Source organism: Qipengyuania nanhaisediminis (genome assembly GCF_900115585.1).
GTDB lineage: Bacteria > Pseudomonadota > Alphaproteobacteria > Sphingomonadales > Sphingomonadaceae > Qipengyuania > Qipengyuania nanhaisediminis.
The window spans coordinates 280,869-295,348 of record NZ_FOWZ01000004.1; the positions used below are offsets into that span (position 1 = coordinate 280,869).

Annotated in this window: 18 protein-coding genes; 9 read left to right on the forward strand and 9 right to left on the reverse strand. The window is 63.8% G+C overall.

Annotated elements, in window-relative coordinates; all coding sequences use genetic code 11:
* Positions 1–12 precede the first annotated feature (12 nt).
* Positions 13–951: a D-2-hydroxyacid dehydrogenase gene (locus BM173_RS12745; RefSeq protein WP_090482447.1), complete on the forward strand. Its 939-nt coding sequence runs from the start codon at positions 13–15 to the stop codon at positions 949–951.
* On the opposite strand, the gene BM173_RS12750 is transcribed toward BM173_RS12745, so the two are convergent.
* Both BM173_RS12750 and BM173_RS12755 read right to left on the reverse strand, forming a co-directional pair.
* Positions 952–1,311: a hypothetical protein gene (locus tag BM173_RS12750; protein ID WP_245755891.1), complete on the reverse strand. Its 360-nt coding sequence runs from the start codon at positions 1,309–1,311 to the stop codon at positions 952–954.
* The gene (locus tag BM173_RS12755) at positions 1,301–1,516 is read right to left on the reverse strand and encodes a hypothetical protein (protein ID WP_090482450.1); all 216 of its coding nucleotides are present in this window, start codon (positions 1,514–1,516) and stop codon (positions 1,301–1,303) included. The genes BM173_RS12750 and BM173_RS12755 overlap by 11 nt, the downstream gene beginning before the upstream one ends.
* A gap of 175 nt (positions 1,517–1,691) precedes the next feature.
* Between BM173_RS12755 and BM173_RS12760 the strand changes: the two genes are divergently transcribed.
* Positions 1,692–2,333: a S24 family peptidase gene (locus BM173_RS12760; protein ID WP_090482454.1), complete on the forward strand. Its 642-nt coding sequence runs from the start codon at positions 1,692–1,694 to the stop codon at positions 2,331–2,333.
* A gap of 83 nt (positions 2,334–2,416) precedes the next feature.
* Positions 2,417–3,058: an MBL fold metallo-hydrolase gene (locus BM173_RS12765; RefSeq protein WP_090482815.1), complete on the forward strand. Its 642-nt coding sequence runs from the start codon at positions 2,417–2,419 to the stop codon at positions 3,056–3,058.
* Positions 3,059–3,094: 36 nt separating this feature from the next.
* Here the strand turns inward: BM173_RS12765 and BM173_RS12770 are convergent, their stop codons facing one another.
* The gene (locus BM173_RS12770; protein ID WP_177201907.1) at positions 3,095–3,493 is read right to left on the reverse strand and encodes an MAPEG family protein; all 399 of its coding nucleotides are present in this window, start codon (positions 3,491–3,493) and stop codon (positions 3,095–3,097) included.
* A gap of 243 nt (positions 3,494–3,736) precedes the next feature.
* Between BM173_RS12770 and rpmF the strand changes: the two genes are divergently transcribed.
* From rpmF to BM173_RS12795, 5 genes are all read left to right on the forward strand, one after another.
* Positions 3,737–3,916, forward strand: a complete 180-nt coding sequence (rpmF, locus tag BM173_RS12775; RefSeq protein WP_090482457.1) for a 50S ribosomal protein L32 — start codon at positions 3,737–3,739, stop codon at positions 3,914–3,916.
* Positions 3,917–3,943: 27 nt separating this feature from the next.
* Positions 3,944–4,981: a phosphate acyltransferase PlsX gene (plsX, locus tag BM173_RS12780; RefSeq protein WP_090482460.1), complete on the forward strand. Its 1,038-nt coding sequence runs from the start codon at positions 3,944–3,946 to the stop codon at positions 4,979–4,981.
* Complete coding sequence (locus BM173_RS12785) at positions 4,978–5,943, forward strand: beta-ketoacyl-ACP synthase III (RefSeq protein WP_090482464.1); 966 nt, start codon at positions 4,978–4,980, stop codon at positions 5,941–5,943. Before plsX ends, BM173_RS12785 begins: the two co-directional genes overlap by 4 nt.
* A gap of 104 nt (positions 5,944–6,047) precedes the next feature.
* Complete coding sequence (locus BM173_RS12790; RefSeq protein WP_090482821.1) at positions 6,048–6,347, forward strand: integration host factor subunit alpha; 300 nt, start codon at positions 6,048–6,050, stop codon at positions 6,345–6,347.
* 16 nt (positions 6,348–6,363) lie between these two features.
* The gene (locus tag BM173_RS12795; RefSeq protein WP_090482467.1) at positions 6,364–6,741 is read left to right on the forward strand and encodes a MerR family transcriptional regulator; all 378 of its coding nucleotides are present in this window, start codon (positions 6,364–6,366) and stop codon (positions 6,739–6,741) included.
* A 2-nt stretch (positions 6,742–6,743) separates the two neighbouring features.
* Here the strand turns inward: BM173_RS12795 and BM173_RS12800 are convergent, their stop codons facing one another.
* From BM173_RS12800 to BM173_RS12820, 5 genes are all read right to left on the reverse strand, one after another.
* Complete coding sequence (locus tag BM173_RS12800; protein WP_090482470.1) at positions 6,744–7,523, reverse strand: class I SAM-dependent methyltransferase; 780 nt, start codon at positions 7,521–7,523, stop codon at positions 6,744–6,746.
* Positions 7,524–7,567: 44 nt separating this feature from the next.
* Positions 7,568–10,990: a chromosome segregation protein SMC gene (gene smc, locus BM173_RS12805; RefSeq protein WP_090482475.1), complete on the reverse strand. Its 3,423-nt coding sequence runs from the start codon at positions 10,988–10,990 to the stop codon at positions 7,568–7,570.
* A 30-nt stretch (positions 10,991–11,020) separates the two neighbouring features.
* Positions 11,021–11,767 carry a thioredoxin domain-containing protein gene (locus BM173_RS12810; RefSeq protein ID WP_090482480.1) on the reverse strand — a complete coding sequence of 249 codons (747 nt, stop codon included), beginning with the start codon at positions 11,765–11,767 and terminating at the stop codon, positions 11,021–11,023.
* 114 nt (positions 11,768–11,881) lie between these two features.
* Complete coding sequence (locus BM173_RS12815) at positions 11,882–12,616, reverse strand: DsbA family protein (RefSeq protein ID WP_090482483.1); 735 nt, start codon at positions 12,614–12,616, stop codon at positions 11,882–11,884.
* Positions 12,597–13,184, reverse strand: a complete 588-nt coding sequence (locus tag BM173_RS12820) for a DUF721 domain-containing protein (protein WP_090482486.1) — start codon at positions 13,182–13,184, stop codon at positions 12,597–12,599. The genes BM173_RS12815 and BM173_RS12820 overlap by 20 nt, the downstream gene beginning before the upstream one ends.
* Before the next feature lie 14 nt (positions 13,185–13,198).
* Between BM173_RS12820 and mutY the strand changes: the two genes are divergently transcribed.
* Positions 13,199–14,218 carry an A/G-specific adenine glycosylase gene (gene mutY, locus BM173_RS12825; protein WP_090482489.1) on the forward strand — a complete coding sequence of 340 codons (1,020 nt, stop codon included), beginning with the start codon at positions 13,199–13,201 and terminating at the stop codon, positions 14,216–14,218.
* On the opposite strand, the gene BM173_RS12830 is transcribed toward mutY, so the two are convergent.
* Positions 14,215–14,436 (reverse strand): hypothetical protein, encoded by a 222-nt coding sequence (locus BM173_RS12830; RefSeq protein ID WP_090482492.1) that lies wholly within the window; start codon positions 14,434–14,436, stop codon positions 14,215–14,217. The genes mutY and BM173_RS12830 overlap by 4 nt on opposite strands.
* Between the last annotated feature and the right edge of the window lie 44 nt (positions 14,437–14,480).

Genomic DNA, 14,480 nt, shown 5'->3' on the forward strand with positions numbered 1-14,480 from the left:
GAGAGTCCCCCGATGACAAAAGCCGTGATGTCCGCCCTGATTCGCCCGTTGGTGGAGCCGCGCCTGCCCGATTGGGTCGAGCCGCTATGGTTCATGACCAAGGAACAGGCGCTGGAAATGGCGCCCGAGGCCGAGATCGGCTGGTTCGACCTCAACGACAAGGAGCCGATGATCGAGATCGCGAAGGCCGCGACCAATCTCAAATGGCTGAACTCGATCTACGCCGGCCTGGATTTCATGCCGCTGGACCTCCTGCAGGAGCGCGGGGTCACGGTTACGAACGGCGTCGGCATCAACGCCATCACCATCGCCGAATATGTTGTCATGCTGATGCTCGCCCATGCCAAGGGGTACCGCGAGGTGGTGCGTGCGCAGGAGCGGCACGACTGGCTGCTCGACAGCCCCGGCAAGCGCGAGCTTTCGGGGGAGCGCGTGCTCCTGGTTGGTCTCGGCGCGATCGGCGGGCTTATCAAGACCCGGCTCGAGGCGTTCGACATGACGGTGGTGCCCGTTCGCCGCTCGGGCGGGGAAGGGAACCTGCGCCCCGGCGAATGGCGCGAGAAGCTTGGCGAGTTCGATTGGGTAATCCTGGCAGTGCCGTCCACCGACGAAACCAAGGGCATGATCGGCGCATCGGAACTCGCGGCCATGCGCCCCAATGCCGTGCTCGTGAACATCGCGCGCGGCGACGTGGTGGAACAAGATGCGCTGGTCGAGGCATTGCAGGCAAAGAAAATCGAAGCCGCCTTGCTCGACGTGACCGATCCCGAGCCGCTGCCCGAAGATCATCCGCTGTGGGATCTCGAAAATGCGCAGGTCACGATGCACCTGTCGGGCCGCGCGCAGACCAAGATGTTCCAGCGCAGCGCCGACAGGTTCGTCGAGAATCTCGAACGGTGGCACAAGGGCGAACCGGTCGCTCCGCAGATGGACCTTGCCGCCGGTTACTGATCAGGCGTCTTCGAGCAGGAGCAGCTCGCACTGAACCACCAGTCGCGGGTCGGGCATGATGCGGTGGTCGACCTCGCTCACCCCGGCATCGGCAACCAGCTGTCCGGCGAGCATGAATTCATGATCGGGCAGGGCGGCGATGAACCGCTCGCCCGCTTCCACCGCATCCTCGCCAGCAAAGAGGATGGAGAGGCTGTGCCGTGTGCCTGCGAAGGTAATGCTCGCCCACGCTTTCTCCGTGTGCGTCAGGACTTGCCCCTGGTGCTCGCCAAGCGCGATCAGGACGTCTCGCAGGCGGTCGCCCGAACTGCGGCGCGGACGCACGGGTTTCGTGCGGGGAGGTTTGCATTCAACCGACATGCGTCGCCTCCTGTGAACAAGCTTCTCCGCGCCCGGCCTCGAAACCCATCATGAAACCGCGAATGCGCGCTTCGGTCCCGCTCCGCGGTTCGCGTCCAATCCTGAGGTCCAGGACGAAGCGGGGATCGTGTGCCGCAAGCCGGCCAAACTTCGTCGGCGGCATCTCGTGGGTGCGAAGGAACTTCTCGATGGATCGAATCAGCATGTGCGGTGCTCCCCTTTGGCTGTCCGGATTGACGAATCGTTCGTCGTGTTCCCTATTCGTTCCAGCCGAAATCCTACTTGTCTAGGAAAAATCCTATGCTATAGGAATTTTCTCTCGCGAGTTCTTCGGGAAGCGCGGATTTGTGCCAATCACGAGAGTTGGCAAGGAGTTAAGGATGGCTGAAAAACTCAGCGCGGACCGGGCGCGACTGGTCGAACTGGCGGAATCGAACCGGGCAAGCCTGTCGGCCCTTTCGTCGATGTTGGGGCGTAATCCCAGTTACTTGCAGCAATTCGTGCGCAAGGGCAGCCCGCGCAGGCTGGAGGAACAGGACCGGCGCAAGCTGGCGGAATTCTTCGGTGTCGGCGAAGTGGAGTTGGGGGCGGATCCGGACCTTGCGCGGCCGCGCGAATCGGACGACTTTCTGGCCGTACCCCGACTTGCTCTCGACGCTTCGGCGGGACCTGGCGCGGTTTCGGCAGAGGAAATATCCTTCGATAGCTTCCGCTTTTCGCGCCGCTGGCTACGAGAGATGGGTCTGGAGGGCGCCGATCTTTCCGCGATCCGCGTGGAAGGCGACAGCATGGAGCCGACCCTTCGCAGCGGCGACGAGATTTTCGTCGACCGCAACAAGCGCGCGGGCGAGGGCATCCATGTCGTGCGCATCGGCGACGTGCTGCACGTCAAACAGGTGCAGGCCAGCGCGCCTGGGCGCATCACCCTGATCAGCGCGAATGACGCCTATGCACCTATCGAACTCGCCCGCGACGAGGTCGAGGTAATCGGGCGTGTGGTTTGGAAGGGAGGCAGGGTTTGAGCGACTGGCAGGTGCTCTGACTTGCATTCGGTGTCCGCTACAGCCATCTCGCCGTCATGACTGACGCGCCCAACCAGCCCCCGATGAAAGCCGGTATCGTACCGGTAACGCCGCTCAAGCAGAATTGCTCACTGATCTGGTGCACCAAGACGAACAAGGGTGCCCTGATCGATCCGGGCGGGGATCTCGACAAGCTCAAGGCCGCGGTCGCCAAGACCGGGGTGGAATTGGAAAAGATCCTGATCACGCACGGCCATATGGACCATTGCGGCGAAGCGGGCGTGCTTGCCAAGGAGCTCGGACTGCCGATCGAAGGGCCGCAGGAGGCCGACCGCTTCTGGATCAGCCGGCTGGAGGAAGACGGCGCGCGCTACGGCATGAACAGCCAGGTTTTCGAACCGGATCGCTGGCTTGAGGACGGGGACACCGTGACCGTAGGCGAACTCGAACTCGAAGTCATCCATTGCCCCGGCCACACGCCCGGCCACGTGGTCTTCTTCAACCGGCCGAGCAAGTTCGCCATCGTGGGCGACGTCCTGTTCCAGGGCAGCATCGGACGCACCGATTTCCCGATGGGCAACCATCAGGACCTTATCGACGCGATCACGAAGAAACTCTGGCCGCTGGGCGACGACGTGACGTTCATCCCGGGCCACGGCCCGACCAGCACTTTCGGTCAGGAGCGCAAGACCAACGCCTTCGTCAGCGACGCGGCGCTAGCGTAAGAAGCGGACCGGACGCGCGCCCGGCCCGCCAAGTCCCTAGATCACGCGCATCGCGATCAGAGTGGCCATCACTGCGAGTCCCAGCAAGGTCAGCATAGTGATGAGCGTGCCGATCATGCGCGGCTTGGTGCCGGTTTCGGCGTCCATGCCCATGCCGTGCGCGACGCGGCCCAGCATGTAGATGCCGGCAACCCATGCGAGCCACGGCGCGCCCTTGCCGCTGATCTCGATCGCAGCGATGAGGACGAGCACGAACGGCGTGTTCTCCACGAAGTTAAGCTGCGCGCGCATGCGGCGGGTCAGCGGGCCACCCCCGTCGTCGCCGTGAATTGTCTTGGTCGCGCCGCGCATCTGGCCGACGCGCACCGCCAGCCACAGGTTGATAAGCGCTGCGGCAGCCGCCGCCGTCAGAGTGACGGGTAGAAACAGGCCCATACGATCCCTCCCTTGTGATTTCTCTCGCGAACCCCATCTCGGGCTATAGGCAAGGGCCGGACCATGCAATGTGCAGGCATGACTAACGCACAGCGCTTGCACTGAGGCGAAAAATCGCTATAGCGCGCGCCTTCACCGTCATGGTCGGGAAGTTTCGGGTTTAAGCGCACTTGTGCGTTGCCGGACCTTCCACTAGGGCGGCCACCGAAATTGATTGTAATTGTTTGAGGAACAGGTGCCGCCATGGCCGTCCCCAAGAGGAAAGTATCGCCCCACCGCCGCGGCAACCGTCGTGCGCACGATTCGCTCAAGGTCGAAGCTCATCACGAGTGCTCGAACTGCGGTGAACTCAAGCGTCCGCACAATCTTTGCCCGCACTGCGGTTTCTACAACGGGCGCGAAGTCATCGCCGTCGGTCTCTAAGACCGTCACCGTAAGCCGGAGATCGTCATGAGTTTGCCGCGTATCGCTATTGACGCGATGGGCGGCGACGAAGGCGTGCGCACCATGATCGACGGTGCCGCGATGGCGCGGCGCCGCCACGATCGATTCAAGTTCCTGCTGGTCGGCGATGAAGAGCGCATCAAGAAAGCGCTGGCCGATCATCCGGGAATGTCGGGCGCTTCCGAAATCCTGCATTGCGACGATGTGATCGAGGGCGACGAAAAGCCCTCCAAAGCCCTGCGCCGTGCAAAGAACACCAGCATGGGCCTGGCCGTAGACGCGGTAAAGCGCGGCGAGGCCGGCGCTGCTGTCTCTGCCGGCAATACGGGCGCGCTGATGGCAATAAGCAAGCTTGCCCTGCGCACTATGCCCGGCCTCGACCGGCCCGCCCTTGCAGCGCTTTTGCCGACGCTTGGCGATAACGACGTCATCATGCTCGACCTTGGCGCGAACCGCGAATGCGACGCGCGCAACCTCGTCCAGTTTGCCATCATGGGCGCGGCCTATTCGCGCATCGTGACCGGTCGCGAACGCCCGCGTACCCGCCTGCTGAATATCGGCACCGAAGAGACGAAGGGCACCGAGGACATCCAGAACGCAGCCGAAATCCTGCGCGGGGCCACCGGTCTCGACATGGAGTTCGAAGGCTATGTCGAAGCGGACAAGATCAATCGCGGCGAATGCGACGTGGTCGTGTGCGACGGGTTTTCCGGTAATATCGCGCTGAAGGCGATCGAGGGTACGGCGCGTTTCGTGACCGACCTGCTGCGCCGCGCTTTCACCAGCTCGATCCGCTCAAAGGTCGGCTTCCTCGTGTCGCGTCCGGCGACCGAATTGCTCAAGCACCACCTCGACCCGAACAACCATAACGGCGCGGTCTTCCTCGGCCTCAACGGCGTGGTCGTGAAAAGTCACGGCAGCGCGGACGCCACCGGCGTTGCCAATGCCGTGGAAGTCGCCGCACGCTTGCTCGAAGACGACATCCTCAACCGCATCCGCAAGGATCTTGGCGAGGTGGGCAGCGAAGGATTCGCCGCGAAATGATCCGTTCGGTCATCACCGGCAGCGGCAGCGCGCTTCCCGCCAACTGTGTGACCAATGCCGAAATGGCCGAGCGCGTAGACACCAGCGACGAATGGATCGTGGAACGCACCGGCATTCGCCAGCGCTATATCGCGGGCGAGGGCGAGACGACGTCTACCCTGGCGACCCAAGCCGCCCGCAACGCCCTTGAAAACGCAGGCGTCGATGCGAGCGAGATCGGCCTGATTGTTCTGGCAACCGCGACACCCGATCATACCTTCCCGGCAACCGCCACACAGGTTCAGCATGCACTGGGCTGCGGCGGGGGCGTGGCCTTCGACGTGCAGGCCGTGTGCTCGGGCTTCCTCTACGCTCTGGCCACCGCCGACTCGATGCTGCGCACCGGCATGGCAACCAAGGCGCTGGTGATCGGTGCAGAGACTTTCAGCCGCATTCTCGACTGGGAAGACCGCACGACCTGCGTCCTTTTCGGCGATGGTGCCGGGGCCGTGGTCCTCGAAACACGGGATGTCGCCGAAGACGGCCCGGGCATCCTTTCGACCAAGCTGCATGCCGACGGTGCGCATTGCGAACTGCTCTATGTCGATGGCGGTCCTTCGACCACCGGCGAAGTCGGCAAACTACGGATGAAGGGTCGAGAAGTCTTCCGTCACGCCGTGGTCAATCTTGCCGATGTCCTGCGCGAAGTGATTGGAAACACGGGCATTTCTGCAGAGGATATCGACTGGGTCGTGCCGCATCAGGCCAATGCCCGCATCCTCGATGCGACAGCCCGCAAGTTGAATTTGCCGGCCGAAAAGGTGATCGTGACGGTAGACAAGCACGCCAATACATCGGCTGCTTCGGTTCCCCTGGCATTCGATGTCGCGCGCCGCGACGGGCGTATCAAGCAGGGCGATCTGGTCATGTTCGAGGCCATGGGCGGCGGCTTCACCTGGGGCGCTTCGCTCGCCCGGATGTGAGCATATAAACAAAGGACACATTCGGTTGTAAAACACTACCGAATACAGTATGTTGCCATTTCTAAATCGGACCCAGGGTCGCGTCTGGGGAGAGAGAAATGGACATGATGCGCTCGGTAGGAACCCTCACCCGCGCCGATCTGGCAGAAACTATCAATCGGAAGATGGGGCTCAGCAGGGCCGAGTCGCTAGATCTGGTGGAACAGGTGCTCGACAAGATGTCGCAGGCCCTGATCCAGGGTGAAAACGTCAAGATTTCCGGTTTCGGCAGCTTCGTCCTTCGCGACAAGAAAGAGCGTATTGGCCGTAACCCAAAAACCGGCGTAGAAGTGCCGATCACGCCGCGCCGCGTCATGACTTTCCGGGCAAGCCAGCTGCTGAAGGATCGCGTCGCCAACGGCTAACTGCTAAGGGGATCGCATGGCCGAATTCGACGATCACAAGGAAGAAGGTGCGCTGCGCACCATCGGTGAAGTAGCGCGCGCGACGGGCATCAAGACCCATGTCCTGCGCTATTGGGAGCAGCAGTTCCCCAGTCTCAAGCCCCTGAAACGCAGTGGCGGGCGCCGCTATTACCGCGCCGAAGACGTTGTGCTGGTCGAACGGATCAACGGGCTTGTGAACGAGGAAGGCTATACGCTGAAGGGTGCAAAAGCGGCGCTGCGCGGCGTGCCGGACCAGCAGACTGCGGCGCAGGAAGCCGGGGCATCCGATCGCGGCGCAGGCGCAACCTCTTTCCTCCCGCGCCTGAAGGCGGTTCGTGACGAATTGCGGGCCGCCCTGGAAGCGGCAGCCTAACGTCAACCAGACCTTCCGATAACCAGCCGCAGCGGGCCGTCGAAGAAAGCCTGCTGCCGCAAGTGTCCGTATTTCCGGTCCCAATCACCGCTTTCCAGATCGCGGGAAAGGGCTGTGACGAACCGGTCGACCGCCTCTTCGCTCACCAGGCTCCAGCTTGAGCAGGCGAGTCGTGCGGCAGGATCGAGGAAGCGTTCGGGCCGCCCGTAATAGGCTTCGTTGAAACCGTCGCTGCACTCGAGAGGGACGGGGACCGGCTCGACTTCGACCTTGCCTCCCAAGGCATCCACAATCCTCGAAATCTGCGGGAAGCGCCCTGCTTCGACGGCGCGCACTTCGGGAATGTAATCGCTCAGCCAGTAATCGTGCATCAGTTCCGGATCGCACACCAGCAGGACGACCGGGCCGATCGTGACCCTTCGCATTTCCGACAGGCCTTTCTCGAGATCGCTCCACTGGTGGACGGTAACGCTCGCCATTGAGGCATCGAAGGATTTGTCGGGAAAGGGTAGGTCCTCCGCCGTGGCATCGATCGCTTCGACCAGATGTGCAGGACGCTGTGCCCGCATGGAACGCGACGGTTCGACCGCCGTGACCTGTCGATCGGTCGGCTTGTAGGACCCGGCTCCTGCGCCGACATTCAAGACGGTCTTTGCATCGCCAAGCGCGCGGTGGATTTGCGCTTCGATTATCGGGTCCGGCTGGCGGAATTGGGCATAGGTTCCTCCGATGTCGCCGTAGTCGACATCGCCCGCACTGCCATCACCTGTCCGTTGCACCATTCTCGATCCCCCCGCGGCATCACGCAGCGGGGATATCCGACACACTATTCTGCGGCCAGAAGTTCTTCCGCTCCGCCGAGGTCGACGCTGACGAGGCGGCTGATGCCTTTCTCGATCATAGTGACACCGAAAAGGCGGTGCATCCGGCTCATCGTCACGGCGTTGTGCGTGACGATCAGGTAACGCGTGTTCGTTTCGCGCACCATCGCGTCGAGCAGGTCGCAGAAGCGGTCGATATTGGCATCGTCGAGCGGAGCGTCGACCTCGTCGAGCACGCAGATCGGGGCGGGATTGGTCAGGAACAGCGCGAAAATTAGCGCGGTGGCGGTCAGCGCCTGTTCCCCGCCGGATAGCAGGGTGAGCGACTGGAGCCGCTTGCCCGGCGGCTGGGCGAAAATCTCGAGACCCGCTTCGAGCGGATCGTCGCTGTCGATCAGCGCAAGATGCGCTTCCCCGCCTTCGAACAGGCGCGTGAAAAGACGCTTAAAATGGTCATTCACCTGCTCGAACGCCTCGCGTAGCCGCTCGCGCCCTTCGCGATTGAGGCTGCCGATGGAACCGCGCAGGCGATTGACGGCTTCACGCAGCTCTTCCTGCTCGGCCGCGTTCGAACCGTGCTCGCTCTCGATCTTTTCGAGCTCTTCGGCCGCGACGAGGTTCACCGGCCCGATCCGTTCGCGGCTCGCGGTGAGGCGGTCCATCTCCTCGCCTTCCTGGTCCGCCGACTTGACCTCGGTTTCCTCGAACTCGAACTTCGCCGGCAGGAGGGGCGGGGGCGACTGGAAGCGTTCGCCCGAAATGCGTGCCATCTCGATCCTGCGACCATCCTGGTTCTCTGCCCGTTCGGACAGGCCGGCACGGTTCTCGCGGGCAGCCGCCAGCGCCTCGTTGGCGGAAGCAAAGGCGCGGTCGGCCTCGGCTGCGCGCTCGTTCGCCTCGGCGACGGCGGCTTCCGCTTTGGCCAATTCGGTGCCGAGCCGTTCGCGGACCTGGTCGCCCTGTTCGATCTCGCGCATCAGCCCTTCGGGCTTGGCGGCGAAGACCGCGCGCTCTTCCTCAATCTCTTCGAACCGGCGGGCCATGTCCGAAAGGCGGCGTGTGGCTTCACCCGAACGAGCCTGCCAGTTGGCCATGTCGCTGCGCTGCGCGGCCGTGCGTTCGCGTGCAACGGCCAGCGACTGGTCATGCGCGGCAAGCTCGGCCGCGCGCGCCTGCAGGGTGGAGCGCGCGGCCTCGTTTTTCGCCCGCGCAGCATCGAGTGAGGCGCGACCGGCTTCGGGATCCGGAAGCGCGGCTTGCTTGGCCTGCGCTGCCTCCAGCTCCGACTGTGCAGCGGCTAGTAATTCGCTGTGTTCGCTTTCGGCGCGTTCCAGCTCTTCCAGCCGAGCGGCAATGCGTTCGCGTGCAGCCTCCGCCTGGTCGAGCGCGCGCAGCGCTTGCCGCTCTGCATCGGCAGTCGCGGCGAGTTCGCGATCGGCGGCTATCAGGTCCCGTTGCAGTGTACCCAATTCTTCGCTCGCGCGGGCTTCATCATCCTGCGCGGTCGAAACCGCCGATTGCAGTGCGGGCAGCTGCTGCGCCAGCTCGGCAAAGCGATTGTCCGCTTCCAGCCGGGCTGCCTCTGCTGCGCCTTCGCCTCGAACGACAAGGCCGTCCCACCTGCGGAGGTGGCCATCACGCGTGACGAGGCTTTCGCCGGGGGCGAGCGTGCGCCCGTCGTCGCCATCCGCGACATGGACGAGCGCGAGCCGCGCGCGCAATTCGTCGGGACACTGGTCGAGGTGGTCAGCGAGGCTGTCTGCTACCGCTTGCGGGGCGTCCGCGCCGGTCCAATAGCGCCCTTCCGCCCCTTCGTCCGGCAGGCCAAGCAGCGCCTTGCCATCGCGGCCAAGAGCGGCTGCTGCCGCCCGTTCATAGCCCTTGGCCGCGCGCACGCCGTCGATGGCCTGCTTGCGGCCCGATCGCTTGGCGGCTGCGCGCTCGCGTGCTTCGCGGTCGCGGAGGAGCGCATCGTGTTCGCGCTGGATGCCGGACAGTTCGGCCTTGGCGGAAGAGAGCGCGCTCGATGCTTCGTCGCGCGCCGCCTGCAGCTCGCTCTTCCGGGCCTGCATGGTTTCGATCGCCGCACGCCTGTCTGCCAAGGATCTGGCAGCCTCTTCGGCGGCGGCCTTGGCGCTTTCAAGCGCGCCATCGACATCTTCTCCGGCAAGAGCCTGGCGCTGCTCGGCCATGCGGCGGCCTTCCGCCTCGACCCGTTCGAGACGCATGCGGGCCTGAGAGATTTCGGCTTCGACAACGCGCCATTCGGCCTCGACACCCGCATTGTCGGCGGTGGCCTTGGCAAGGGCGAGTTCCGCGGTGCGGCTGGCGCGTTCGGCATCTTCGCTCTGCGCGACGAGAGACGGGCGGCGATCTTCGTTGGCGGCGAGGTCCCTCTCGCTGTTCGCGAGTTCCTTCTCCAGTCGCGCGAGCGCCTCTGCCGCATCCTTGGTCATGCGGTCGGCATCGCCGCGATCTTCTTCAAGCCGCTGTTTCTGGCGGTCGAGGTCGGCAAGGCGCTGTTCGGCAGCCTCGAGCTGGCTGGTGAGGGCGGCCATGCGGTGGCCGTGCGCACTCGCATCGTCGCGGCGGTCGGCCTGTTCCTCCCGCGCTTCGGCCAAAGCCTCGGCAGCCGCGCGCTGTGCCTTTTGCGCTTCATCGGCAGCCTTCTGCGCTTCTGTCACCCGCGCGTCGGCTGCGGCAGCGGCCTTCTTGGCCTCCTCCGCAGCAGCGGCAGCATCGCGCCAGCGGGCGAACACCAGCCGCGCCTCTGCGGTTTTGATCTGGTCGGAGAGTTTCTTGTAGCGTTCCGCCTGCTTTGCCTGCCGCCGTAGCGAGGCGATCTGGCTGTCGAGCCCGGCCATCAGGTCTTCGAGCCGCGCGAGGTTGGTTTCGGTGGAGCGCAGCTTGCTCTCCGCATCCTTGCGGCGGACATGGAGGCCGGCAATCCCGGCCGCTTCTTCCAGCATCTGGCGGCGTTCGACGGGCTTTGCCGCAATGACCTGCGCGATCTTGCCCTGGCTGACGAGGGCAGGGGAGTGCGCACCGGTAGCGGCATCGGCGAAGGTGAGGGCGACGTCCTTGGCGCGCACGTCCTTGCCGTTGACGCGATACGCGCTGCCAGCCCCGCGTTCGATGCGGCGGATGACCTCGAGCTCGTCGCCATCATCGCTTTCGGCGGAAAGCTGGACTTCGGCAAAGTCGCGCGGCGGGCGCGTGACGGTGCCGGCGAAGATGACGTCTTCCATCCCGCCCGAGCGCATCGACTTGGGCGAGTTTTCGCCCATCACCCAGCGGATCGCTTCGAGGAGGTTGGATTTACCGCACCCGTTCGGGCCGACCACGCCGGTCAGGCCGGGTTCGATGCGCAGGGTGGACGGCTCGACGAAGCTCTTGAAACCGCTCAGTCTGAGCTGTTTTATGAGCATCGTCGCCGTTTCCCCCCTCTAGCCCCGGCTTTACCTGGCGCCGGCGCGTTGTAGGATTGGTTCGACCTGCGCCCACTGGTTCCCGTCGAGCCGCTGGCCGTTGAGGAAGAAGGTGGGCGTGCCGGTTACATTGAGTTCCTCCGCTGCCGTGCGCGATGCGGTCGCGATGGCCTCGATTCCCTCGGCGTTGGTCAGGCAGGTGCGGGCCTGGTCGGCGGAGAGACCGCGTGCGGCAAAGAAGTCGACCAGTCCTGCGGCCTGAGCAAGCAGGAGGAAGCGCTGTTCGGGCGCTGCCTGCATTGCCGCTTCGTAGGCAGACGGATTGGCTTCCAGGTTCTCGTAGAAGGAAGCGAGCGAGGCCCATGCCTGGTCCGACAGGGCGTGGAAGCTTTCCGGAGCGCCGCATTGGGCCAGGGTCGAGATCGTCACATCGATTGGATCGCGCAGCAGCGGGCGGATTTCATAGCTCACCACGCCGGTGTCGACATAATCCTGCTGCAGGGGTGCCGAGCCGTTTTCCGCGAAGTAGGCGCAGGCGCCGCAGGTGTGGCTGGCGAATTCCACCAGCTTCAGCGGCGCATCGGGATTGCCGATCACGAAGCCGCCATTGTCGGTCTTGCTGGCTACTTCGAGCCAGCTCGTGCCCTCGGGAGCGGGGATTGCGGCAATCGCTTCACCTTCGAGCGAACCGGTGCCGGCCTCGTCCGTTGTATCGCCGCACGCTGCAAGCGTAAGGGCGAATGGTGCGAGAACGGCTAGGCGCAAACTGGTTTTCATCGGAATCCTCTCTGGTGGGCAGGTAGGCTAAGCCAGGGTTTGTGCCGGGTGAAGCGCCGTAGAGGCGGTGTCCACAGAGCTATCCCCGACAAATGCAACTGCGAAGTTGCGGAATTACTTGTCGTACAGGGCGTCGAGATAGGGCTGGAGGCGGGGCCAGTCATGCGCATCGAGCGTCTTGCCGCCCATGATGAAGGTCGGCGTACCGCGTAGCCCGTACTTTGCGGCATCTGCCTGGCTCTGTGCTGCAATGGCCCGTGCCCTGGTTTCATCCTTGAGGCAGTCGTCCAGCTGGATGCGCGAATATCCGCGGGTTTCCATGATCTCGTAGAAGTCAAGGTCGCTGGCAATCGCTTGCGAGCGGGCGGCGAAGCTGCCGAAATTCCACCGCGCCATTTGCGCCTGCGTCATGCTTCGGGCTTTCGCCATCCAGTCTGGGTACTTCATCAGCAAGGCAGTGTGGTTGGCGAAGAACTTGTCAGGCGCGCCGCATTGCGCCGCAAGGGCAGCCGTCAGATCGACCGGATCGCGGATCAGGTGCCGCACTTCGTAGGACACCTTGCCGCTCGGCACGTAGAGTAGCTTGATCGCGCTTTCCCCGGTCTTCGTGAATTCGGCGCAGTGCGAGCAGGTGTAGCTCATGAACTCGACCAGCCGCGCTTCGGCGTCCGGATTGCCGAGGACGTGGCCGCCGTCGACTTCGTTGATGACGGTATTCCAGTTTCCGCGCGGCTTGTTGGTCGGAAGATCCTGGCCGGTTGCGGGGAGGGAGATAAACGAGGCCGCGGCGACAACGGCGCTCACGGCGAATTTTGCAAAGGGTTTCACGTCACTGTGTTCCGTCTTCATCCTGCGATCCGAGCCCGCGCGCCAGCGATTCCAGCACGGCGCGCAATTCCGGATCCCCGATATCGCGCAAACTGTCGCCGAGTTCCATCGGTATCGGCTTGAGCGAAGGTGGGGCTTTCGCCTTCTGCTTCGCCTCCGGAGGCTTAACCGCACCTTGCCGAAGCTTGATTCGCGCCACCGCCTTGTACCCGAAGAACCGGTTCACCCGCTCGATGATCTCGGGCAGCACTTGCTGGATCAGCGGGGCATGGGCAGGTTTGACGACCAGTTCGAGAATGCCTTCAGATTTCTCGCCCGGCGGGAAACGGATCATTTCGGGCGTGCAGACCTGCGAATGCGTATCGCCGACAATCTCCGGCCAGCGGCTCACGATAGACGATTGGACGAAGCCGAAGCGCCGGAAAGCGGGCCGCCCGATCTGCGGCATGAGGTCGGAGATAGCCTTGGCCTGGCCGCCCCGCGGCCGTTCGTACGGCTTTCCCGCCTTGCCCTTGCCGGACGGTTTCTTCGGCTGGACCGGCTTGTTCGGGGATTTGGGCTTGTCGCTTTCCATTAGGCCCGCGCTCATGCCATAGGCTTCGCGTGGCCGCCAGCATCTCCGACACACTTCTCGCATGGTATGACACGCACGCCCGCGACCTGCCGTGGCGAGCGCGGCCTGGTGCGCCGCCGACCGACCCCTATCGGGTCTGGCTTTCCGAAGTGATGTTGCAACAGACTACGGTTGCCGCGGTGAAGCCCTATTTCCAAGCTTTCACCGAGCGCTGGCCGACCGTCGAAGATTTGGCCGCCGCTCCGGAAGAAGACGTCATGGCGGCGTGGGCAGGGCTTGGCTATTATTCCCGTGCGAGAAACCTCGTGAAGGCATCGCGCGCCGTCGCCGCTATGGGCGGCTTCCCGAGCTCCGAGAAAGAGTTGCGCGATCTGCCCGGCCTCGGCGCCTACACGGCTGCCGCCGTCGCCGCGATCGCGTTCGGGCAGCGCGCAGTAGTCGTGGATGCTAATGTCGAGAGAGTGGTGTCACGGCTCTTCGCGATCGAGGAGCCGTTGCCGTCGTCCCGCAAGGTCATTCGCGAACGCACCGACGAGATCACACCTGAACTGCGTGCGGGTGATTTCGCCCAGGCGATGATGGATCTCGGTGCGACTATCTGCACGTCGCGCGATCCGAAGTGCCTGCTGTGTCCATTATCGGTGTCGTGTGAGGGCCGGAAAAACGGCGACCCGGCGCGCTATCCGGTCAAGGCACCGAAGAAGGCCAAGCCGGTGCGGCAGGGGCAGACTTTCTGGATCACGAGAGAAGATCACGTCTGGCTCGTAAGGCGTGAGGGAACGGGAATGCTGGCCGGGATGCGCGCGCTTCCCGATGACGGATGGTCGGCGAAGGGCGACGGTCACAAGAATGCTCCGACCGGCGGCCCGTGGCACGATCTGGGGCTCGTCCGGCACACCTTCACGCATTTCGCGCTGGAACTGGCGGTGTGCGAGACGCAAGCGACCTCCGACCCTCTGGAAGAAGGGGAATGGTGGCCGCTCGACAGGCTCGACGAAGCCGGGTTGCCGACGCTATTTGCAAAGGCAGCGCGGCTGGCGCTTGCCTAGATGATGCCGCCGCCCAGCGTCAGGCGCAGGGCCGCGATCAGCAGCACGATAATGTTGAAGTTGCGGCCCGAATTGCTCGACGAGAGCTGGCCGACGATGATGCCGATTACGATCAGCGGCAGTGCCAGCCAGTTGGCCCAACCCAGCAAGGGGATGGTGGCCGGGATGACGATGACGAGCGAGACGATTCCAAACAGGAATGAAAGAAGGTTCAGCATGTGTCCTATATGGGTAGGACACTGACGCAATTCAAGAGTTTCAA